Origin of the sequence: Wolbachia endosymbiont (group E) of Neria commutata, assembly GCF_964026735.1 — a bacterium.
GTDB lineage: Bacteria > Pseudomonadota > Alphaproteobacteria > Rickettsiales > Anaplasmataceae > Wolbachia.
On record NZ_OZ034692.1, the window covers coordinates 266,102 to 290,055 of the forward strand.

The 23,954-nt window shown below is 33.0% G+C and carries 16 protein-coding genes, 1 tRNA gene and 2 pseudogenes; 11 read left to right on the forward strand and 8 right to left on the reverse strand.

The genetic code is table 11. The features are described 5' to 3' along the window. Positions 1-61 precede the first annotated feature (61 nt). Positions 62-598, reverse strand: a complete 537-nt coding sequence (locus AAGD89_RS01330) for a hypothetical protein (RefSeq protein WP_341808521.1) — start codon at positions 596-598, stop codon at positions 62-64. Next, entirely contained in the window at positions 498-1,247 is a 750-nt protein-coding gene (locus AAGD89_RS01335) for a hypothetical protein (RefSeq protein ID WP_341808522.1), read from the reverse strand. The genes AAGD89_RS01330 and AAGD89_RS01335 overlap by 101 nt, the downstream gene beginning before the upstream one ends. Before the next feature lie 367 nt (positions 1,248-1,614). On the opposite strand from AAGD89_RS01335, the gene trxA reads away from it, so the two are divergent. The 4 genes and pseudogenes from trxA to AAGD89_RS01355 all read left to right on the forward strand — a co-directional run bounded on the left by trxA (position 1,615) and on the right by AAGD89_RS01355 (position 3,674). Next, entirely contained in the window at positions 1,615-1,938 is a 324-nt protein-coding gene (gene trxA, locus AAGD89_RS01340; protein WP_341808523.1) for a thioredoxin, read from the forward strand. Positions 1,939-1,981: 43 nt separating this feature from the next. Continuing rightward, positions 1,982-2,055, forward strand: a tRNA-Ile gene (locus AAGD89_RS01345). 494 nt (positions 2,056-2,549) lie between these two features. After that, positions 2,550-3,050, forward strand: a pseudogene (locus AAGD89_RS01350) (RDD family protein). 189 nt (positions 3,051-3,239) lie between these two features. After that, positions 3,240-3,674 carry a hypothetical protein gene (locus AAGD89_RS01355; protein WP_341808524.1) on the forward strand — a complete coding sequence of 145 codons (435 nt, stop codon included), beginning with the start codon at positions 3,240-3,242 and terminating at the stop codon, positions 3,672-3,674. Between the two features lie 29 nt (positions 3,675-3,703). Here the strand turns inward: AAGD89_RS01355 and AAGD89_RS01360 are convergent. The 3 genes and pseudogenes from AAGD89_RS01360 to AAGD89_RS01370 all read right to left on the reverse strand — a co-directional run bounded on the left by AAGD89_RS01360 (position 3,704) and on the right by AAGD89_RS01370 (position 6,712). After that, positions 3,704-4,427, reverse strand: a pseudogene (locus tag AAGD89_RS01360) (IS5 family transposase). Positions 4,428-4,516: 89 nt separating this feature from the next. Then, entirely contained in the window at positions 4,517-5,164 is a 648-nt protein-coding gene (locus AAGD89_RS01365) for a hypothetical protein (protein ID WP_341808525.1), read from the reverse strand. 96 nt (positions 5,165-5,260) lie between these two features. Next, positions 5,261-6,712 carry a TrkH family potassium uptake protein gene (locus AAGD89_RS01370; RefSeq protein WP_341808526.1) on the reverse strand — a complete coding sequence of 484 codons (1,452 nt, stop codon included), beginning with the start codon at positions 6,710-6,712 and terminating at the stop codon, positions 5,261-5,263. Between the two features lie 167 nt (positions 6,713-6,879). Here AAGD89_RS01370 and AAGD89_RS01375 point away from each other — a divergent pair, with 167 nt between their 5' ends. The 3 genes from AAGD89_RS01375 (at position 6,880) to AAGD89_RS01385 (ending at position 8,267) form a co-directional block, all read left to right on the forward strand. Then, the gene (locus AAGD89_RS01375) at positions 6,880-7,698 is read left to right on the forward strand and encodes a pyruvate, water dikinase regulatory protein (protein ID WP_341808527.1); all 819 of its coding nucleotides are present in this window, start codon (positions 6,880-6,882) and stop codon (positions 7,696-7,698) included. A gap of 69 nt (positions 7,699-7,767) precedes the next feature. Beyond that, positions 7,768-7,896 carry a type B 50S ribosomal protein L36 gene (gene ykgO, locus AAGD89_RS01380; protein WP_006279631.1) on the forward strand — a complete coding sequence of 43 codons (129 nt, stop codon included), beginning with the start codon at positions 7,768-7,770 and terminating at the stop codon, positions 7,894-7,896. A gap of 53 nt (positions 7,897-7,949) precedes the next feature. Beyond that, entirely contained in the window at positions 7,950-8,267 is a 318-nt protein-coding gene (locus AAGD89_RS01385) for an FtsB family cell division protein (RefSeq protein WP_341808528.1), read from the forward strand. Between the two features lie 37 nt (positions 8,268-8,304). On the opposite strand, the gene AAGD89_RS01390 is transcribed toward AAGD89_RS01385, so the two are convergent. Both AAGD89_RS01390 and rnhA read right to left on the reverse strand, forming a co-directional pair. Next, positions 8,305-11,256 carry an AsmA-like C-terminal domain-containing protein gene (locus AAGD89_RS01390; RefSeq protein ID WP_341808529.1) on the reverse strand — a complete coding sequence of 984 codons (2,952 nt, stop codon included), beginning with the start codon at positions 11,254-11,256 and terminating at the stop codon, positions 8,305-8,307. After that, positions 11,249-11,686 (reverse strand): ribonuclease HI, encoded by a 438-nt coding sequence (rnhA, locus tag AAGD89_RS01395; RefSeq protein WP_341808530.1) that lies wholly within the window; start codon positions 11,684-11,686, stop codon positions 11,249-11,251. The genes AAGD89_RS01390 and rnhA overlap by 8 nt, the downstream gene beginning before the upstream one ends. A 153-nt stretch (positions 11,687-11,839) precedes the next feature. Between rnhA and AAGD89_RS01400 the strand changes: the two genes are divergently transcribed. The 4 genes from AAGD89_RS01400 to AAGD89_RS01415 all read left to right on the forward strand — a co-directional run bounded on the left by AAGD89_RS01400 (position 11,840) and on the right by AAGD89_RS01415 (position 18,265). Then, positions 11,840-12,526: a hypothetical protein gene (locus AAGD89_RS01400; RefSeq protein ID WP_341808531.1), complete on the forward strand. Its 687-nt coding sequence runs from the start codon at positions 11,840-11,842 to the stop codon at positions 12,524-12,526. A 95-nt stretch (positions 12,527-12,621) separates the two neighbouring features. Continuing rightward, on the forward strand, positions 12,622-12,990 hold the full coding sequence (locus AAGD89_RS01405; protein ID WP_341808532.1) for a hypothetical protein: 369 nt from the start codon (positions 12,622-12,624) through the stop codon (positions 12,988-12,990). A gap of 60 nt (positions 12,991-13,050) precedes the next feature. Then, positions 13,051-15,402 (forward strand): type VI secretion protein, encoded by a 2,352-nt coding sequence (locus AAGD89_RS01410; protein ID WP_341808533.1) that lies wholly within the window; start codon positions 13,051-13,053, stop codon positions 15,400-15,402. Then, positions 15,383-18,265, forward strand: a complete 2,883-nt coding sequence (locus AAGD89_RS01415) for a hypothetical protein (RefSeq protein ID WP_341808535.1) — start codon at positions 15,383-15,385, stop codon at positions 18,263-18,265. The genes AAGD89_RS01410 and AAGD89_RS01415 overlap by 20 nt, the downstream gene beginning before the upstream one ends. 51 nt (positions 18,266-18,316) lie before the next feature. On the opposite strand, the gene AAGD89_RS01420 is transcribed toward AAGD89_RS01415, so the two are convergent. Further along, positions 18,317-23,923 carry a DEAD/DEAH box helicase family protein gene (locus AAGD89_RS01420; RefSeq protein WP_341808536.1) on the reverse strand — a complete coding sequence of 1,869 codons (5,607 nt, stop codon included), beginning with the start codon at positions 23,921-23,923 and terminating at the stop codon, positions 18,317-18,319. Positions 23,924-23,954 lie beyond the last annotated feature (31 nt).

Here is a 23,954-nt window from a genome sequence, read left to right on the forward strand (position 1 = left end):
TTATCAGGTACCCCGCTAACAAGTAGCGGGGTTTTTAGGTTAGTGGGCCTAAATATTGAAATTAGCCTCTTCCACCGCTTACTCCAGTACTATTAGAATGTAAGCTTGTAAGAGATCCAGATGGTGCTAGGCTAGGACTATTTGGATTTTCTGCTTGAGGTGATTGATCACTTGTTCCTTGGTCCGAAACTCTACTTGCTCTTACCATTTCAAGTACTTTTCTCGCTTCATGAATAGCTCCTTGTAAAACACTTAAGCCTGATGATGGACTTCTTGAACTTTGTTCTAAACTTGTAACACTATTTGATGGCGTATAGGCCAGTGTTTTAGAAGTAGTTTCAGCTTGTTCTCGTGGATCATCACCCTCAGGAAGTAATGGATTCACTTCTGGGCCAGTATTAGGTGCATTATTTCCTGATTTGAGTCTAGCTCCGTCTTTCTTACCTGAATTACTTTCTAAGTCTTGAAGACCATATCCACTGGTTTTATAACAATAATCATAAAGCTTTTTTGCTCCTACTCCTAGTATAAATAATCCTACTCCTAATGCTGCCCAACCAGTACTCTGCTGCTGATATTCCTGGCCCTTGTCCTTCAATAGCTGGTACTGCAGTAGGTTCTACTGCGTTTGTTCCATTGAATACAGGAAGTATTTCATCAGTTCTATTTGTCGGTCTGTTAATCCATGTAGCTGTTGTTCCATTTTTAACGTCAAATGCTCCGTCTGAAATTATTTGTCGCATTAGAGGAGCTGGGTATACATACTCACTATTTAATGGAAGATATGTCTCGGCAAAGTCTTCAATATTTTGAAATCTGCTGTCTCTACTAGATGTCACTTTACTTATAAGTTGCTGTATTCTAGAAGACATTTCACCAGGAATTTCATAAGTTTTGATGTTTGTATTCTTGCCATTTTGTTTTTTACGAATACACGCAAATTCTTGTCCATAATTACCTGATTCTCGATTACATAAGAAAGGCGTTACACCTACAGAGAAATATTCTTTTTCTTTTGTAGCTTTATTTTTTAGAATAAGATTAATATAACCTTTATCACCTCTAGAAAAATTGTTACCAATTTGGATTTGATAATTTTTTAACAATTCATTATCACCAGTTTCAACGAATTTTATAAACTCATCAGCTAGTTTCTGTTTTGGATCTTTCGTAAGTAGACCTATTAATCCTGTGAACATTATATGACTCCTCAAATTAATTAATAAAAATAACATTTGAATTAACAAATATTTCCCTATGTATAACCGATAAATTATTTAAGTCTACAGCTTTTTATTAAAATTTTTATGCAAAGAATTATTTTTATTATATTAAATAGTGTTTATATTAATACTCGATATGACAAAAAATACCCTTAAATCATATCTGCCGTTTCGCAGGGGATCTTTTACACAATTTAAGACTTATTCCCGGTATCTCACGTAGATCCCGCTAACAAGCAGCGGGATGACGAATCGGTAAATCCTACCTGAGTTAGCTCTAGATTTTCTTGGCTGCTGTATTCGAGGTTTGAGCATTGGTAAGAATTTGGTTGATTAATTACCAATTGATGTGCTATAGATTAGAAACAATCGTTTTAAATTTAGGTATTTTATGAGTGATGATATTAAATCAGTAAATGATCAGAATTTCAAATCTGAGATTATTGATTACAAAGGATTTGTATTAGTTGATTTTTGGGCAGAGTGGTGTGGGCCATGTAAAAGTTTAATGCCACATATTGAACAATTGGCTAAAGATAAAAAAGACAAGATTAAAATCTGCAAATTTAACATAGATGAAGGAAGTGAAATGCCAGGCAAACTCGGAATTCAATCTATACCCACGTTAATTATTTTTCAAGATGGTGAAGAAATTGCAAGAAGGGTAGGAGCAATTAGTGATTTACCAAGTTGGGTTGATAGCGAAATAAGCTAATAGACAAATTCACTTTTTTGTGTATCATAAATGTTGATAATAAGGGACTGTAGCTCAGTCGGTTAGAGCAGTTCGCTCATAACGAATTGGTCGTAGGTTCGAGTCCTACCAGTCCCACCGTGTTTTTTCATCAACTTATCTATGCCAAATTTAGCATAGCCCTAAAACCCGTGCCATTGGCCTACTTTTTCCCTAATATATTTTAGCCGCGTAGGTAAATTATTTTCCATAATTCATTAACTATACTTTCATAATGCATATCTTATGGAAAACTGTCTCAACCTAGTGTGGCTTTTTTGCCCTTTTTGAGAAAATCAAAGAGTAAAGAGAAGTAAACAATTAAATTTTGTGTGATGCTGGAGAGAGATATGTTTTCTACATGAATGTAGATAAATGTGAGAAAAATGGATTTTAGCCAACTACCCTTATCTACTCTGAGCAGTCATTATGCTCCCACCAAGCAGTGCTATTCGTATCATTTCAACTTAAAATATATGAAGATTTACTATACGTCCATAATTTTCCTTTTGTGGTTAATTCAAACAGCAAACCAATTTTACTATTATTTAATTGCTAACACGATACATTACATAATCATGTGAGGTATGAAAATGGATATTAAAGTAAATTATGCAGGAATAACTAGGCGTGTTATAGCATATTTTGTTGATGCAGTGATATCTCTGCTCTTTTATGCATTATTTTATTTATTAATTTTGTTCATATTATCAGGAGAATCTCTTGCTGACTTTTTTAGTGGTGCCTTTTCTGGTACTGATTCAGTTTTTATGTCAGTGCCATGTTAATCATTAGAAACATTACTGTTCGTAGTATTGGAAACATTGATGATAACAAAATTTGGTTGGACTCCAGGAAAATTGCTATGTGGTATACGCGTAAAAGATGCAAATACACTTGAAAATGTTTCTTTAATGCAAGCAACCATTAGATGTGTTATTAGAAAAGTTGGATTACTCATCATATACCTCTCAACATGGTGGTCGGGAGCTTTAATAATTTTGATAATACTTGCAGTATTTGACAAACGAAAGCAGTTTTTTCATGATAAGATTGTAAACACAATAGTAATAGACTGTAAACCTGCAAGCTAGTTGTTTACTTGACCTCTCCCTTTCATTGAATTTTTAATTCATATCAAATTCACCTAAAAAGATTGTTGACACTAAAAACACATGTGTTAAAAACAAGACCATATTTTGGTGTGTGAGTAAATTTTTATAACCATTTAGCTTCATAGTGACGATAATTTATTAATTACATTTGAGGAGGGTGAAATAGGTGTGAATCAGGAGCAGTTAAGTAGTGCTGCAACTATGGAAGATGATGTTGTTCAGTTGTTACGGAACGATGTTTTAAAGCAAAGAAATATTAGTGATAAAGCTAGTATAGAAATTGGTGGGTTAATAATCAGTATAAGTAAAAATGATATAGTTAAACCTCATCGCTCAAAGCGAGTGGTACAATATGCCAAAAGCATGTTAGATGTATTTCGCGTGTTAGGTGTCAGGGGTACATTAGCAGGTTTGGCTGAAGGTTATGGTATTGTTGAATTTGGTAAATATGCCGTTAGTGAGTTTGGTGGGTACATCCTTAATAAAATTGATGTTCTTGATAAAATCAATGAACCATTGAAGATGGCTTTTTGGATTAAGTGTAGACGGACCAGATGTTACACCACTATCTTTGGAAGAGATAGAAAGACATTTTATGAATAATGATCTTTCTAGGCTCTGTGAACAAAATTTTATGAGGGCCATATAAGTGCGTCAACGAAATTTAAAAAGCCCATAAAAACTTCAGCAGTTTTGTCAAAACGAGAGAAGATGCGTCTGAAATGCTTTATTTTACAAAAAAAACACTCAACCAAATGTCTCTCCTTATAAACGTGCTTGTCATAATCTCTTTGCACTTTTCAATTCCTTTTTGGAGACTTCGCATTTTTTGTCCTCAAGACTAGCCACAAAAGCATTACTATCGTAGCCTTTATCCGCTACTACAACGGAGTTATGGACATTTTTTCTAACGCTTCGGCTTGCGTAATTTCATTCCTTTGACCTGGAGTCAAGATAAATTTAAGTGGATTTCCGAGAGCATCAACAAGTGCATGAATCTTCGTTGTGAAGCCACCTTTGCTCCGCCCCAGAGCCTCTTGAGCTCCGGAATTTTTCTTGTATTCTGCAGAGCAAGCATGAGCTCGGACGATTGTCTCATCTATTATGGAAACTTCTAGATCCGGATCCCGCTTTGTATATTCAAGCAGCTTTTGCCAAATTCCCTTTTCACACCACTTTTTAAATCTCCTGTGTATATTCCTGTAAATTACTGTAAATTTTTGGCAAAAGTCGCCACTTCCAGACTATATACCATATTGCTTCCATGAATTTTCTCAGCCGGTTTTCATCTTTTTTGTGTATCCCTTTTATGTTTTTTAAAAACTCTAAAATTTGCTTCCTATTGTTTTCTTTTATTCATGGTAATTTCTCCATTTTTATTGCTTAATTTGGTTAAATTACCGCTTTTTCCTCATTTTTTATATCCTTTTTTCCATATTATTCTTTCATAACAAAATTTTGTTCACAGAGCCTAGTAATGCATATGGTATAAAGTTAAGTTTTTCATATTGGTTATTATTAACACATGACACCATGCTCATAATACTCAAACACTTCAAACGAAGTTGCATAGGAGAATGTAAAATAATCTCATATGATTTATATAATCTGCTATTGTTTATTAGTCTTATATTGTTTATTAGCTGTATATAGCTTTTTATATAACTTTCTACATGACTAGTTAGCAGTGTATATATTTCCGAATCCTGCTGTTTACAATTTGAAATAACTTTGACTGTTTTAAGAAAATCCTCATTATTAACAAAGTCAGAATTTTTACCTTTATTTGTATTAATAATACATGTTACATAATTTATAGCATATAATTTGTATCGTTCGCTAAGTTTACTATTGCTTATTAATCTTCCAAATTTTGTATAGCTAGTCAGTAGTGCGCATATCTCAGGATCTTGCTTTTTTAAAACAATCTTAGCTTCTTTAAGAAAACCTTCACTACTTAGAAATTCACATTCCATCCCCTTATTTATGCTTATGATATAACTTAGATACTTTATAATATGTGATCTATCCTTTCTGTTTAACCTACCATCGCACATTAACCTTTCAAAATCTGTAATATCTATTCTTGCCATGTGATAGTTATTAATGATATGGTAACTATAGTCTTAAATTATTAACCATACAATAATTATATTATGTTTTTATATAATTTTATTAATTTTTTTAATTTACTTCTTTGAAAATAAGCTGTATGCACAAAAATAAATAGGTAATATCTCGAGCCTGCCAAGCAGCATTAAAGCCGATAAAAGCAATTTTACTTCATAACTGAAAGAAGCGTAATTACCTGAAGGACCTATCAAATTACTAAATCCTGGACCAGAATTTGTGAGCATGGCGGAAACTGAACTGATGCTGGTTATAAAGTCAGCATTACTTAAGTAAGACATCACTATTGATGAAATAGTGAATGTTAATATGTAAATTGCAAAAAATATCAAAACAGAATGAACTTCATCATTTTCCAAGATTTTATTATTAAACTTTACCCTATCACCTGCGTCTGAGTTTAATAAAAGACGAAAATAATTCTCTATAGACCTGAGAAGAACTATTAAACGGAAGATTTTTATGCCGCCGCTCGCAGAGCCACTGCAACCACCAAAAAAGGTCAAGAACAAGGTTAAGACTGAAATGAAACTCCAACTTACATGATCACAAATTGCATGACCGGTGGATGTAATTAAAGATGTAGTAGTAAATGTGCTGCATCTAAATGATAGCAGCATGCCCAGATCAGTATTTTTATACAACCAAAGATAGGAAAACAAAGATGAAATAATAATTATTTTGATAAAGTAAGAAACTTGTTCATCATGGCAAACATTCAAGCGTCTTATAATTTTTAAGTAACTGAAAAAAGGCAGAGAGCCTAAAATCATAAAGATAATTGTTATGACTTCTAATGTAGGATTGTTATAGTGTCCTATAGAATCATTATAGTTAGCAAATCCACCAGTTGATACAGTAGACATACCATGACATATAGCATCAAATAGTGACATACCAGCTAGATAATAGAAAAATATGCATAATAAGATAAGGCTGTAATATATTGCTGTAATGTGAATTACTACGCTTCGTGTATGTGGCAATCTCTTTTTGATAGCATCTGAATATTCAGAGTAAAGTAAATTGTTTAAGCTCAGAACCTTGAAACTAGGAAAAACTGCAATTCCTGTAGTTATTATACCAAGACCGCCTATGCCGTGCAGCATTGCTCTCCATAGCAATATTCCTGGAGATTGTTCTTCAATATTATCAAATATAGTTGCTCCTGTTGTTGTAATACCAGACACTGCTTCAAATAGTGCATCAACGTAACTTAGATTGTTAAAATAAAATGGAATAGCTGCAAATAGAGATAAAGCAATCCAGGTACAACTAGTAATCGTGAAAATCGCTGTTGTGCCATGTAACTTATTTAATTTACCTAATAAAATAAAAGTTATACCAAATGCGCAAGTAATTATGAATCCAGTTGAAAAGTTTTTCCATTCAGAACCGAGATATTTATTAGTAATCATAGGAACAGTCATTGTGAAGCTAAACAATAATAGGAATATTCCAACAATAAATGTAATTGAGCGCAGAATTTGCAAATGTTGGCGGTTCTCCATCGAGCTAATGTCTACTTACTTCTTGTCTATATAGTTGAAAAACTTCAAAATTACAATTTGTATGTTTACAATTCACCACATTACAGGAGAGTTAATATTTAATTCATAGGAATTAATTAAATTATAGCTTGTTGTGTTTTATAGATAATCTTATATTATTATAAACCATGACTCTTAAAAAACTTAATCTGCACTTGGTATCAGACTCAAGTGGTGAAACTGTTATATCAGTTGCAAAATCAGCGCTGAAGCATTTTAGCTCTGTGGAAACAGTTGAATATGTTTGGTCTTTTGTCAAAGAAAAAGATCAGGTCGACGGAATTTTAGAAAAAATGGAAAGTAAAAGTGATGAGCATCACTTTGTTATATGCACCATTACTGATGATAACCTAAGGAAATATTTAAAAGACAACTGTATAAAGTTGGCAATCCCGTATCGCGCGATATTATCACATATTATCAGAGAGATTTCTTCCTATCTTGAAATTGAAAAGGACGAAAAACTTAATTTACATACTGAAATAAATGACGAATATTTTCAGCGCATTGAGTCAATAAATTATACTATTAATCATGATGATGGTCAGAATATTCAAGATATTGAGAAAGCAGATATAATTTTGGTTGGAGTTTCGCGTACGTCAAAATCTCCGACTAGTATGTACTTAGCTTATAGAGGCTATAAAGTTGCAAATATTCCTTTTGTTAGCGGAATACCATTTTATGTCGACTTAGCAAAATTAAAAAACAAGCTAACAATAGGGTTAACAATAGATGTAAGTAGGCTAATAGAAATACGTAAAAATAGACTTACTTCAATTAATAATGAAAGTAATAACGTGTATGCTAATTATGATAAAGTACAACAGGAAATTGAGGAATCAGAGAAGCTTTTTAAGCAGAACAATTGGCCAATTATTGACGTTACACAAAAATCAATAGAGGAAGTATCGGCTACAATTATACAATATTTCAACAAAATGTAAGAAATTTATCAATTGACTAACTTCTTATAATTTATCACAATATAAGATAATTTCATTCTTACTGTGAATATGAAAGTTAAAGGATCACTAAAATCTCATCGAAATAGAGACAAAAATTGTAAAGTTGTGAAAAGGGGTGGTAAGATCTACATTATAAATAAAGTAAAGCCAAGATGTAAAGCACGTCAAGGTTCTTAGTTTTTTATTCACCTTTTTATATCATATATATCTCAATTTCTACACTTAAAGTTGTGGTATTTACAATTCAAAAGAAGAAAAATCTGCTCTATCTAGGCTTAGCCTTGCTCGTTTCTCTTTTTACTTTATATTTTAGTGCTAGCATAGTCACAGGTAAGCGCAGTTTATCAGTACTAATAAGGTTAAAAAAGGATATAGAGCACAATAAAATTGTGCTAAAGAGCATCTCTTTTGAAAGAGAAAAGTTAAGTAATAAAATCCTTGGTTTATACGAAAAAAGCTTAGATTTAGACCTCCTCGACGAGCAAGCAAAAAATTCTTTAGGCTATGCAAGCCCTAATGAATTCATGATTATTCTTGACATAAAATAATATGTACAGCTACAGTACTTTCTAAACTAAACAACCATCACCTATAAGGTGATGGTTGTTTAGTTTTTGTCATAATGTGATCAAATATTCCCAATACCCTCTTTAATAGGCTTGGAGTTAGTGAAGAGATAAAATCAACAAATACGCTGCTGTTTTTGTCATCCCCACTTGCTTTATAGTCTATTGACACAACTCCTCTGCTTTTTCCACCGGTAAGAAGTTTTCCAATTATGGGTATCCTAAGCAGAGATTTATTAATTGAATATGCCGGTATTACCTGTCCTTCAACCTGAAATTTATAATCTTTGATATCAAGCATACCACGAGTGCTAATGCCTAATTCTGCACCTTCAAGCCAAGATTCTTCAATTTTAATAATGCCGTCTTTGTATGAAAAAGGTGCACTACATTTATAAAAGTATACACCTTCATTTTTTATAGCGTTCATAATACCAGGAAGTGAAGACATAGATAATAAAGTAGTAAGTAGTGGAGCATCTCTGATATAGAAATTACTAATAGATAGCATACCATAATGCTCCTCACCTTCTCTTTGAGGAGACAGATAAAAAGACAGTTTACCATTTTTCACTGATTTACTAATGCCCAAGGAACGTAAGAGCATCCCTGAATTATCGGCATATACTTCTAGCCCTATTCCACTATATTCCGCTAGTATATTACTTTTATCCTCCAAGAATTGTCCCGTAAATTGACTTCCATTGCAATCACCTTTGGTACATGTGAGATTTAGCTTAGCATCTTTGATAATAATCCCTTCTTTCATCATTACATTGTCAACGTTCATGTTAACTTCTATGTCGTTATGTGACTTGCTATTACCTTTGGTGAATAAATCCAAAACATCGCTTAAGTTAATTGTCTTGCCATAAATAGTTACGGTATTTTTTTCTTTACCTGATTCAACCTCTATAATAAAATTATAGCCCGGTAGTTGAAAGTTACTAGATTTTAAATATAAATTTTCATTTTCTACTTTTCCACTCAATTTTATATTTAAATCACTTCCCGTAATATCAAATTTATCTAACGACAATTTATCCTTACCCTTCAAATTTACAGAAAACGCAATTTTATTGTGATCCTCAAAGTGATTTTTCCATCCCAAATAACTTGAATGTGACTCTAGCTCTGATAAATCTATATTACCACTCACATGCCCAGTCCTGTCTTGATTTATCACTGATTCTATATTTGCATTCACATAACCACTAATGCCTCCATCAAGGTTAAATATTTTGGCGGGTAAATCTCCAGTCAAATTCCAAGCAAAACTCTCATTTTTATTGTTACTTTTTAGGTCAAATAGCAGTTGTGTATTATTCACCATCCCACTACCATTTAAATCTATAAAATCACTACCAAAATTAAGCTTAATATCATATTCGCCAAGGCTTGCATTATAAATAGCTAAATCATCAATTTCAGAATGGAAATCTGCTGAAAAGTCTACTTTTTTGCCATCAATCCTTAGATTATAAATTCGAAAATTGAATGCAGATTTTGCCATTCCGCTTATTTGATCTCTTTCAATCGTGATAACGTCATCCAGCTTAAATCTTATAGGCTCATATAAAGCGTAAGCATCACTTGTAGCTCTGCCGTCAATGGTTAACACTGAACTTTCCTTATCGAAAGAGTTCATTTCAATATCGCCACTACTAATAGTGAAATTCTGAAATTTAGCACTATTTACAGCAATTTTAAGATTGTTGTTCTTGAGAATCAAATCTCCATTTAATTCCTTAATTTGTTCAAAATCTTCGTCAAATTTTACGCTGCCATTTTCTATATCAGCGGTAACTACTATATCTGATAAATCATCATCGATTAAATCATTGATTTTGCCATTGAAGCTTAGAACTGTGTTTAAAATATTTCCATCAATATTGTCACAATACCAACTCTGAAATTTATTGTTTACTATACCGCTCGGTACATAAATGCATAAGTCTTGCGCAGTAAATTTACTGATATTCACCCTCATTAAAGCATGGTTGGTATTAAAATTCATTTTTCCAATCAAAGAAAGATACGTGTCTTTTAATTTAAAATGGAAATTTTTTACGCTAATAATTTTGTTACTATATATTAAATTTATATTTACACTATTGTGAATTAAGTTCTTACTTTCTGTATTTAATGCGTATATGCTTCCATCTACAATTTCACTCTTTTCATTGATTTTTAATGAGAAATTTCCTTTTAATCCTATGTTTTCATCTAAATTGTAACTTTTAACTAATGTAGAGAGCTTGCTAAATAGTAGCAATTTTAGGTCATAAAATGTCCCATATATGTTTAATAAATTATTGCGATTTTTTATAGTAATGGACAAATCATCCAGTAGTCCTTTTTTATCTTTTGTCTGGATATTGATATTCAAAACATTAAAACTTTCTCTCTTGCCTATATATAATTTATCGACAAAAAACTCATCATCTGTACCTTCATTAATTGCAATGTTAGTAAATTCAATTTGCGACCCTACATTTAAGCTAAAAAAGAACTCCCTAACACGAGCGGATGTCATCTGAATAGCTTGACCACTTAGTTCTTCTTTTTTCTGGATTCCAGTTTCGGCTACTCGAATGACAGGTGTGATTGGAGGTTTAATATATACATGAATATTATCAGCCGAAACCTGAGAGAAATTTGTGCTAGCTTTGAATAAGGAACTGAACTTAAAATGTACAAAAAGCTTAGGAATTTTTATAGCAAAATTAGGATTTGCTACCGTCAGATCTGTAATAACTAGATGCGAATCTCTGTCATCTCTGTGCCAAATGACTGAGGTATTCTCCAAATTAACTTCTGAGCCTGCAAATATTTTTGATATTTTATTTTTTACGTAAAAATCGATATAGCTAATATCAAATTCCAAAGAGTCTTCACCTTTAAAGAAAACAAAGAAGCAGGATATGAATAATAGAACTATAGAGGATAATATAATGATTTTTTTAAGCATCGATTATTGCTTTTCTCGCTAAATTATCAGCCTCCTCATTATATCTATCTCCATTATGTGCTTTAACCCATTTCCAATCAATTTTGTGTTGTGAAGTAACACTATCTAACTCTTCCCACAATTCCATATTTTTTACCGGTTTTTTATTACTTGTCTTCCAGCCATTGATCTTCCACTTATTTATCCATTCTGTTATGCCATTCTTAATATAAAGACTATCCGTATACAGGCTAATGTTACAAGAAGTTTTTAACGCTTTCAGCCCATTGATCACCGCTGTTAACTCCATTTTATTGTTGGTAGTGTTTTCTTCCCTACCATATACATCTTTTCTATTATCCTGAAATAATAAAATAGCTGCCCATCCTCCCGCTCCAGGATTACCAGAACACGCTCCATCTGTATATATTGTAACTTCTTTTTGATTCATCTTTGTCTGTATGAGTTAACAAAGTATATAGCTGCTTTTATGAAAGTACAATTTTAATGAAAGGCTTTTACTCAAGACATATAGCTAACACAGACAAGCCTTTCCGATCTTTGGAATATAGCTAAGACCCCCTGCTAAACAATTTGAAGCAAGTTGCTGATAAAACCTGAGCTTCCCATCCCAGCTCCAAGGCCAAGCCTACCAAGTGAGAACCCATATAATCCCGACGATAGTGGTTATATGGGTTCACCTCTATTCGGTGAAGAAAGATCGGAATCACCAACAAATAGTTCAGTAACAAGCATTTCGTCTGAGGGTGGTACATTATCAAGAACAGTAAGTGTAAGTTCAATATTAAGTGATGTTGAAAAAATCAGTGGTCCACAACCACAAGAGGAAACAAATCCTGAGCCTCCTACTCCAGCTCCAAGGCCAAGTGTATTAGGTAAGAAATTACATAAGTCTAAAGGTGATGATGATAGTAGTATAAATTCACCTGGATCAAATGAAGGAGAGCCAACACCTGTTGTCACTCCAGCGCGTGACGCTGAAATCCAGAAAGAACAAAAGCAGATCTCAGTGTCAGCTACTCGGGTGACAAAGGATAATAGTAGAAATTTCTGTACAGTTGGTTGTACTGTAGCAGCACTGGCTTGCTTTGCTATAGCAGGTTTTATGTCAGCTAATAAAACACCTGCCATTGCAACTTCGTTGGTAGTAGCAATAGGAGTATTATTTGCTATAGGAGCTTTAGCTGCGTTGTGCATTCCTTCTCCTTCAAGCGAATTATCACCTACGGGTTTAACTCATCAAGCTGCAAAAAGAGAGGGAGTAAATTAAATATAGGTTACTTGTGATGTACAAATGAACTCAGCTATTGTTTATTAATGTAAAAGTTGTTATAATTAAGAAGATATTTTAAAGGTATTTAGTTGATGTGTATTCAATTGAATAAAATTTTGGTTTTAATAACTCTGCTCAGCTTCCTCTTTATACCATATTCCAGTGAAGCAAGCTCTTTAAGTGACGAGTTACAAGATATACAAGAGACGGTAAAAAACTTTATTTCTTCATTTTCGGTCAAAGAAACTGTAGAAAATATGAGCCCTTCAACAATTATAGGAGTGTGTATAGCTGCAGTGGCATTTGCAATAATATTCAGAGGGCTGATTTTTTTCGCAATAATGTTTGGTATACTAATCATGATGTTTGGTAGCGCAGATAAAGCAACAGACTATTTAAAAGAGAAATTTAATTTAAAAGACTTAAAGTCCATTGTTCCGGAGCAGAAAAAGGCTAATTAAATATTATTATAATATTTTTAATTTCTTAAGTGAATACACATTATTACATATATATGTTGTATGAAAATAAAAGCACCAGCAATTAACTATAAACTTGAAAAGAAAAATAATTCAGCGTTATTAGAAAATATTGATTTAGATTTTATTCCTTATGCTTGCCATTACAATGAAGAAACTATACTAACCAAGCAAGGAGAATTATTAAAAATAATCAAATTAGAAGATTACTCTTCCGCTGATAATTACAGTGACCTTAGAACTGAAATTAGAAAGAGCATATCAAAAAATGTTAATAGCCTATATTTTACTGTTTGGATTCATACTGTTAGAAAGCCTAATAAACTTACTTTACAGTGGGACAAGACTAACGATTTTTCTGACCAGTTACATTCAACCTGGTTTGATAAATTAACTGATAGTAAATTGCAGTATATCAATGAATTGTATGTGGTTATATTACTTAGCGATTTTGGCGAATCTAGCAATAATTCACTATTTTTCAATCATATAAAGAATAAACATAAGTTATCTTTACAAAAAAGATATCAGAATCTCAAGGAAGTAACTGACTTAATTCAAGACGATCTAGAGCCTTTTGGGGCTAAAAAACTGAGTCTAAGATTTCATGAAGGTGAAATATACTCTGAAATGATAGAGTTTCTGCATTACATTGTAACGTTGACGCATAAAGATTATCCAATACATGAAAAAGACCTCTCACAATATGTTAGAAATTTAAAAATAGCTTTTGGTTTCAATACGTTTCAAACAATATTTGAAAATCAACAGAAATTTGGCTCTATTTTTAGCATAAAGGAATACCGGGAAGTTACTTTGAGCAATATAGATAAGTGCTTGCAGCTTGACTCTGAGCTTATTATTACAGAAATAATGATCTTTAGTAGTAATAACAAAGCAGTAAAAGAGTTTAAAAAACAAATTAATATATTACAGATTAGTGAAGATAATAACTTAATTCAAAATTCAGGCATAGAAGAAGTAATAAAACTTGAAAAGACTGCTGGTATAGACTTTTGCCAACAGAAAATTATTTTTACAATATTTGCAGATGACAGAAATAAATTAGCTGAGAATGTTAACGATTTATCTTCCATAATGGCGTTAGTTGGTTTAATGATGTTTAGAGCTGATTTACATATGGAGAATCATTTTTGGGCGCAGCTTCCAGGTAATTTTACTTTCATTACACAACCGAAAAATATATTAACAAAATACGCTTGCAGTTTTGCCATGTTGCATGATGTTACATCAGGAACACTAAAAGGTGGAAAGTGGAAGGAAGCAGTAACCGTTTTTTTCTCAAAAATAGGGAATCCTTACTTCTTTAACTTTCATGGAAAAAAAAGAAATGGTCACACTACAATACTTGGTGCTCCAAATTCAGGCAGAACTTCACTTATTAATTTTCTACTATCAGAATCAAGGAAATTTAATCCCAGAATTGTCATATTAGATAACACTGGAAAATCGATAATTTTCACTAAAGCGGTGGGTGGTAAATATTATATAGTTGATTCAAAATATAAAGATAAAAGCTTGAAGTTTAATCCATTAAACATTGAAGATAACTCTGCCAATCGCAATATGCTGTTTGAATTGATAAAAAGGATGGTATGTGACATCTCTATAGAAATAGAAGAAAAGATAAAAAAAATTGTGGATTCCATATTTGCAATACCAAGGGAATCCCGTTCCATTTCACAAATCTCTGAGGTGTTAAGTCTCTTAGGAGGCAGTATAAGTAAGTGGTGTGGTGATGGGGAGTTCGCCTATTTATTTCAAGATGGCAATGAATCAGATATTGACTGGGAAACTAAAACTATATCTCTCAATACTGCAAACCTCACAAAACAAAAAGAATGTATGTCCGTGATACTTTACTATTTTTTATATTCTTTTGAGGCAAAATGTGACGGTTCACCTGTAATACTTGTTTTGGATGAGGCATGGGAAATAAGCAATATTTTTCCTACAGAGAAAGAGTTTGATAACTGGATGCAAAGAATGACGGAATTAAATGTTGTAGTAATTTTAAGTACAGAGAACTTAAATCTAGCATTTGCAAGTAAATTTACTCAATATTTAGATAAACATATCGATACAAGAATTTTAATGCCGAATATCAATGCAAATAGACTCTATATGAAGGCGTTTTCTTTATCTAAAGAGGAATTGAATATAATTCTTCAAACACCTACTCAGGAGGGCTTGTTTTTAATAAAGCAATATAAGGGGTTAGTAACTTTAAATTTAAATTTGAAAGATATGCAAGAAATACATGTGCTTTCAGCTAATAAAGAGACTATAAAATTTATGTACGAGGCAATAAAGGAACAAGGAGAAGAAGTGAATGGTTGGTTACCGGTGTTTTATGAGAAATGTAAAGTTTAATTTTTTATTGATATTCTTTTTGATCTTTGGTCTTTCATATCAAGGATATGCGGATTGCCCATGGAATGCGGAAAGTAATACTGAATTTTCCTCAGCATTTGGATGGAAAGGATGGCGTAAAGAAATCAAAGTTATAGCGATAAAAGATCAAGGCATTGATGGTTATTTCAATCCAAAAATCAAGGTATGCAGTAAGGGTGGAGAGAGTTATCCGGAGTATTGCCACGAATTATATAGTGGAACTTCATGTAGAATAATATATGGTAATGGCACAACTCAAGCTTCCGGTGCTGCAGTTTCTGCAATGACTTTCATTGATTGGGAAGGAAATAAGACATCCATTGGTGCAAAAATGGGAGAAGGTCTTAAATGGGAATGGGCAGATGGTCTAACTGATAAAGAAAAAGAGAAATTTGCTAATTCTCCTAAGATATGTGCTTGCATGCAAAAAGGTGCTTGTATGAGTGGTGCTTCTGCATGGGGTGCTAAAGCATTTTCAGGATATAATATTTTCCGCCCTGGCGAAATGCAAAACGTTTGTGATACTTGCTATCAAACAAAAGTAAAATGTGCTCCGGTTCCCCTTGCACCTGGACCTCCACCATTCTGCACACAACTTGGAATGTCACCACCACAAGTGAGAATTGTCCCTATAACAAATAAAGAGGATGACGATGAAAGGAATGATTATTTCGATCCTAAAGTTAAAGTGATTATTGGAAATATGAAAGATGAAAACGGAAAAGTTGGAAAAAAAATAGATTTTCCTAAAGAGTATGGAAAAGATAAAGCTAAGAAGCTCTCTATTTCAGATAACTGGAACACTAAACATTATTTCGAAACTTATAAAGAAAAAAGTAAGCTCTGTGCTGAATATTATGGAACTCAAGAGATAGACAAAAAAAATTGGCAATTCAGTCGTTGTTTTCCTGCGCCACATGCTCCAGAACCTGAAATAGTCGAAATAGTAAAAGACCCGCTTGGAAACCCAAGCAATACGTTAAAAATAAAAATAAAGATGAGTCAAGAAAGTTGTACGAGGCAGGCACGTGGAGATTACAGTGGTGATTCTTGTACTTTTAACGTTAATACCAATTCTACTAATATTGGCCCTCTATCATTAAAAGTAGAAAAGCCAAAAATAATAAAAAAAACTGCTGATAGCAGTGACAATCAAAGTGCTATTGGCGCTATTATAGAAAAGATATTAAATCAAAGCAAAGGTGAAGATTTTAAAATTTTGAAAGAATATGGCTATGTTCCTGATATAGAAGCAGAATGCAAAGCACCAGCAAAGGATGAAAAAGGTAACACTATTTGTAAATCAAATGATTTAGGACAGCCAGAAATAGAAATAAAATATAAAGCAAATGACAAGAGCAGAATGCTTTGTCTTTCTGGTTGGAAACCAGAACCAGAAGAGTTTGTTCTTGAAAGAGAAGATAAAGTAATGTCACTAAAAAAGATTGGAGCAAACTACGCCAAGTATAATACCGTTTACTCAAAGGAATCAAATCAATTTTATTACTTTCCACGCAATGAAACAGTTGACTTATTGGCAAAGCCCCAGAGTCAACTAAATGAAATGATATTTAATAAGCATGGATATGTTTCCATTCCTGAGGAAAATAACGGTAGGAAGAATTGCATTGTGAAAGAGACTAGCCAAGTGGACGCAAAACAAGACTGGAATGAATGTAAAATAGTATATGAATTGAAAGATGCAGAATACAAAGCAGAATGTAAGCAAGATGGTAAACAATGTAATCAAAGCAATGAACGATGTAATCAATGCGATGAAGGCTGCATGCGTTTTAATAATGTATGTGAACGCTCAACACAATATGTGAATAAAGATAATAATCAACATTTCTATTTAAAAATTTCACAAGAACAAGATGATACAGTTAAAATACTGGAAGTACCGACTAAAGCAAACAGCACAGAGGTTTTTTATGCTGATAGATTATGCAGGTTTGATTTAGAAGGTTTAAAAAAGAGATTGCATGAAATAATAATGAAGCAGTTGCAAGCTAAGAAAGACCATTGGGAAAATACTAAGACTTACGGTCCTTCAAACAGGGACAAGTATACAGGTAATTTGTCACAATATGACCATGTTGAAATAGAAGCATGGGGTGGCGGTGAACCAGGTCATATAATTGGCAAAGCTTATTCTACGAAAGATAGATCAGGAATGCCTGGGGACTACATAAAAGCTAAATTGAAGATTGATCCTAACTACCCTATAATTCGAGTTAAAGTTACTGAGGGAGGTGGTAATAGGGAAGACATAGAGTCAGATAAAAATGGAGGTGCAACTGTAATAGAAATGTGTGATTTAAAAAAGCAAAATTGCCGGCCATTAATTACAGTTGCAGGTGGGGGTGCCGATAAAGAACCTTGGGAGGAGAAAGAAACGGTGCTGCACAGAGAAGACTTAAAGTTGGAAGGAAAAATTGTAAAAGCAGAAAATTTTAAGCCTACTGAAGATAATAAAATACCATATATAAAAGACGGTAAAATAGAGTATGAAACGGTAAGTAAATGCAGTAACTCAAGAAGAACCATACATGGTGCGGGTGGTTGCATTAATAAAAGTAATGAAATTTATAGTAAAGGTTCTCCTGGCTATGCAATTATTAAACCTATACTGAAAGCAATTAATCCCAAAACAGTAGACGATGCTATTAATCGGATTGTAAACAATCCAAACATCATAACTAGTGATGGTTCTCTAATAAAAGAGCTCAGTGATGACTCTCCGATAAAGGAACTTATTGGCGATTCTCTGATAAGCAAACTTGATCCTAAGATAATAGAAACTATTAAGGAAGAAATTAGAAAAGAATTGTTGGGCTAAATTATCAACTGTAATCCAAGAAAGCGCTGAATTATCAGTTGACGTGATGAGTTACCCTAAACTAAATATGGGTATAGACAGATTCTGCCACCAATCGTTCCCAGACTCTAAGCGACAGAAGTTTAGATTAGAATCAACAGGAGGACGACCTTTGGCTGTAGGCCGCTTCGTAGTATTCGAGTTATCTAGGTTTGGCGGACGAGCAATAAAATCTTTGGCTGTAGCCTGCACAGGATCTAAGCTATCTGGGCTTGGATCTATAAAAGAACTAGCAGGACAGTCTTTCTTTTGGGATGCAGCTATTGCTGCAACTGCAAGTTGTTGAAGTATTTGAGCAAATTCCTCTCTTGCTGTTAGATCATCACTCCAGATAGTTTCAGAGTTAGGTTTTTGTAATTTATTTAAAAGTATCATCAAAAATTCATAAACGTCCTTCAGAATATCATCTTGGTCTTTTCCCTCACCAAATTTTTTAATTGTTTTTTTTGCTTCCTTTATACTGGTGTCTGAGACCTTTTTGACTACTGCTCTAACAAACTTGTTGCTTTTTGATGTATCTAGCTCAGCTGCTGCAAAACACAAAGCGTTTTTAAGGAGGTTCATTGTTGTAAACATAGGAATTCCGCTTTTGACGTCAGCAGTATAAATCTCTTGAGTAAGAGGATTAAACGATTGTAAATTCAGACCTTTTCCTTCAAACCCCTCTCTCAGTGAATTAATAAGCATGCTAGATAGATCATTATTACTGATACCTAAATGATTTTGTAATAAGCTACCTAAGTGATTTTGTGATAAGCTACCTAAGTGATTTTGTAATAAGCTACTTAAGTGTTCTTGTAACTTAGCTGTCACATTGTTGGATGGATTACTAGTTTGACCAAAATTAATATTATTTAGTAAGTTAAGGCCCTTACTTATACCATTGATATGATGATTAACTTTTGCGGGTGCAATCATCAATAGGATCTCGCCCATATACCCGAAAACTTTAGAAACATCATTTTTTCCTATTTTATCAAACTTTCTATCCACTAAGTTTTGGTAAAGTTTATTGATTTCCTCTACTTTATCCGCTGAACTGTTACCACTGGATTCCATTGCTTCAAATGCCATTTTTAGAGCTCCGTCATTCATCAGTGGCATCATTATATTAGTAAATAACTCTAGAAAGACCGTAGAAGAGATGTAATCATCCTTATCTTTATCATTTGTGAGAAAATAGCAAAACACTGCCAGTGTCCATATAGTGCGATTCAGTCCATAATTCTTCTCAATACTTTTATATACTAATAACCTATTACATATATTCGTCTGCTTAGCAGGGTCTTGTAAATTTCGCTTTGCTTCATTTAGCTCATCTATTTCTTTTGCTAATCCTTTTTGCGTTTTTTGTATTTTTTCAAGCCTTGTCTTTTCTTCTGTCAATTTATTAATGTATGAAAGCAGTTCTCTTGCATCATTGTATGTTGCTTTATCTATGTCAAAATCAGCAATACCTTCGCATATCAAATTGTACAATACTTCAATCTGAGTTTTATTTTTACACTTTTCTATGTTTTTCAGAGTTTTTTCCTGAGCTTTTTTCAAGTTTTCTTTAATATCTTGCTCTTGCTCTCTTGGCATTGCTTTTATATGCTTAGCACCTTCCATAAGTGCTGTGCTTAGTTCTTTTACTCCTCTTTCTATATTATCTTTTTCACTGCGTTGAAGCGAATACGATGTGCTTTTGTATGAAGATAATAATGTAGTTACTTTTTCTTTGATTATGCTAATGTTCTCTTCGTTGAAAAAATCTTTATATTTTTCAGTAATAACTGAAATCTCCTTTATTGTGTGGTTCAAGGATTCGATTTTTTCTCTATTTGTATAATCAGGAACTGAAGAGACCAACTGAATATTTTTTATATCATTTCGAAGTTTTTCTTGCGCATTACGTAACGCTTGATCAAGATCTGATAGCTTAACAGCCTCTTCTAATTTACTTTTTAGTTCCTTTATATTTATTTCCAGGATATCAATTTCGCCTTTCAAACCTTCAGTTTCAAAAGCATTCAAGTCCTTATAATGTTTTTTCTTAGATTCGCTTAAAGATTTTTTTAACTTATTTAACTCTTCTTCAATGCCGCCTAGTTGCTCTTTTATAATGCTATTCTTTTCACTCTCAGTGATTTCTTTCTGCGTTACACCATCTTCTCTTTTTATCGGTCCAACAGTTTCGTGTATTTTGTTGAACGCATCTTGAAGCTCTGTCCTTTCATTAACCAAATTCGCCTTGTTTGCTTCTAGCTCTTTTATCTCTGCCTCTGAAGGTTTCGTTTCTTTTGCAAGTTGAGCTGCTGCTTTTTTAAGCAACATCCTATCATTAAGGGTAAGTGGATCAACTTTTTTCGAAACTTCAGTAATTTTTTCTTGTGTAGGATTAAGCCTCCAATGCCATAAACGCAACACTAATGTGCACAGTTCTATGATTAAACGTTTAAGAAAATTGCCATCTATTTTCAATTTCTCTTTAATTTTATCTCTTTCTTTCTTATGAGGCTTAAGTTTTTCATAGAGCTCGCTCAATTCACCCGTAATTTTATCTATTTTTGAATCAAGACCATTGATGTTAATTGTTATTGCGCCATCCCCTATTTTTATGTCTTTCTCTTCGCACTCTGCTTTCAGTGTGGAAGTGACATTTTCTAAAGTTTTAATAAAAGTTTTGAATGCCTCAACATTTTTATATCCGCTGTGATTATATAGCTCATGGTGTGCATCAAAAACACATTTAACAACTGCTGAGGCAACTTCGCTTTCCCCAGCGTCATCATATCCACTAATAATATCTTTAATCTGCTCAGTCACTTTTTTAGCAAATTCTCGTGTGTCAATTTTACTTTCTTCTGTTGCACCAACATCAAAAGGATCGCCATCGTCAAGTTGTTTTTTCACCTTCTTAGCAGACTTGCCAATTTTAGAAGAACTAACAAAAGATGACGATACGTCTGCCCCTGATCTACGACCAGACCTACCAACACCCTGTTGCAGTTGTTGTAGATCATCTTTTTCTGTCTGCCTAATAATAGCATTATATAACCATGGGTCATTAAACGCTGATGTTTTTTCTTTATCGAAGCGCCAGCCAACTCTGAATTTATCTTGGGGATTTGCAATCGCATCTACATTGCAGATTGATCTTAGTTTGCATAATTCATATTTTTTCTCATCCTTTAAAGCTTCAACTACTTCCTTCTTGAATTTTGTAATTAAATCCTTTTTTTTATTATCTGCGTTTCTTTCTAGATTTTGATGTTCTGTAACGCACTTATTATGTTCACTACTTAGCCTACTTTTCTCTTTTTCTAAGTCTTGCAATTTTTGTTTATTATTGCGCAATTGCATGAATACTACTTGATTACTCGCATAATCATATTTTTGCTTTGCTTTCTCTAGATCATCAAGTTCATAATTTTTCGCATCTTTATCTGCTTCTTTCCACTCTCTGTAGAGTGTTTCGCATTCACTACCCATTGTTTGCGGAACGTCATAATTATCTTTTAAGTACTTGAAAACATTATAACTACGACCTTGAGCAAAAATCTCAAAAATATTCTCACCCGATAATCCACTAAAGTCAGGTGGTATCATTTTATGGATTTCTCTGCTTAAGTTGTGATTACTTAGTAAGACAGTTAACTTGTTATCATCTTTTTTATATTTTACAAAAAGATTCCATATTAACTTCATTCCTTCAAGAACTTGACTATTTCTCTCGCTTTTTTCATTTCCTCTTTTTGAAGAGATATACTTATCTATTTTTTCATATATCTCAGCCTCTGTAATTTTACCCTCTTCAAGTTTTGCAAAAACATCTTCAAACTTACTTTTAAGTGATTCTAAATTTGAAAATCTTTTTTTGCTCAGCTGTTGATCTTCTTGGTCCTCTAACTTCATTTCAGTGACACAATATATGACGTCATCAATCAAACCATGGGCAACAGCGAATACACCACTATCAGCTATACTGCTTGTCAAATTAAATTCCTTAAGAACCTCATCTATTATAGTTGCTTTAGCATCTCCAAATGTATTAATAAGTTTTTTCTTAATATTTTCACTCAAATTACTACTAATACTTCCACCCAAATTCTCACAATTAGCCGTTTGATAAAAATCGCATTTATTATGAAACTTTTTATCAAATAGCGGATTTTTTTCACCTTGCGAATTTTTTTTACTTTTTAATGTTTCAAGCTGCTTCTCTGGGCTTAATACTTTATCTTTAAGCAGCTGCTCGGAGTTCTTACAATCACTGCATACAAGAGTCATTCTATTACGTGGACTTTGTAAATTATGCTTAACAAACTCTCTTATTCTTTGCTTTATATCACTTTTATTATCTGTTTCAGGATCATAATAGTAATCTTCACCTTTAGCTCTTTTTAATATTTCACCATTATGATATTTTACATAGTCTTCTACGAATTTTTCAGCATTCAATTTTTTTTGCACTGTAATGCGAATTGTTCCACAATCTTCTCTTTGAGAGAGTGGTTTTGCTTCGATATATGCATTTTTTTCTTTCTCTTCTCCTTTTTCTCTTTCTTCTTCTCTTATAAAATCTAATACCCTTTTAGGGGGCGTTGCTGTTGCTACTACTAATTTTATTTTTTTCCAACTTGCAAGTAGTAAAAGCAAATCAATTTCAACAGAGTATGCTTGTCCTTGCCTTACCATTTCTTGTATTTCATCCAAGATCACAAGCAGCTTTTCATCATCAAAAATGCTTTCGTGAACTACTTTACCATTAACTTTGTAGCTATCTCGATCAATTTCAATGTTTTTTCCGATTATTATTTTCTTGTTCTTTAGATCTACTTTGAATCCTTCATTTTCAGCATGATTTTCTTTTATTAATTGAGAAAGTTTATCGAGATTTACTATTTTATTCGAAGCAGCAAAAAACTTATCAAGGCTTAGTATGTTATGAGCTTTATTCTCATTATATCCTTTATTATTATCAGAAGCAAGATGCTCAGTACTGTTAAATAAAACCGCTCCTTGCTGATCTGTGTATTCTTGCACAACTAGATCATCACGATGATCAACCGACACAACCCTCAGTCCAGATAACCACGCTGTAAGAGCAAACATCAACTTTGTAATTGTCTTTCCAGACCCTGTTGGTGTTGCAATTAATACCAAAGGCTTAGTAAGGCCTTCCAAAGCACTTACTTGCGATGGGCGTGGTAGCTTATCATTCAGCCCGCCTATGTGAAATCCTTGTTTTCCTTCTCCAAAACTTGCTCCCCATTTATATTGTTCATCTTTTTCTTGGACAGTTAATTTGAGTCCTTGGAGTGGCTTTAGTGTTTTTGCACTACCATCCTTGACCTCTAAAAAGTCAATAACATATTTATCGTCTTGTTTTGTTATATTAATTCTTACTCCATTGGGTTCAGATTCTCCTACTTTTCCGTTCTTAATTTTTGTTTGAATTTCTTGTACAAGATCATTGACATCATTGCTATTACTTTTCTTTATTACGTTAAGTATCTCGACAGTGCTCTTTAATAATTGTATATTCTTTTTAAGAAGTTGTGTAATACTGTTATCTTCTTGTTGTATGACTTTTTTAATTAGCTCACTTACTTGATTGAGGTAAAATATAGCCACCATACGATTCTCACTGTGATGTTAATGGTTT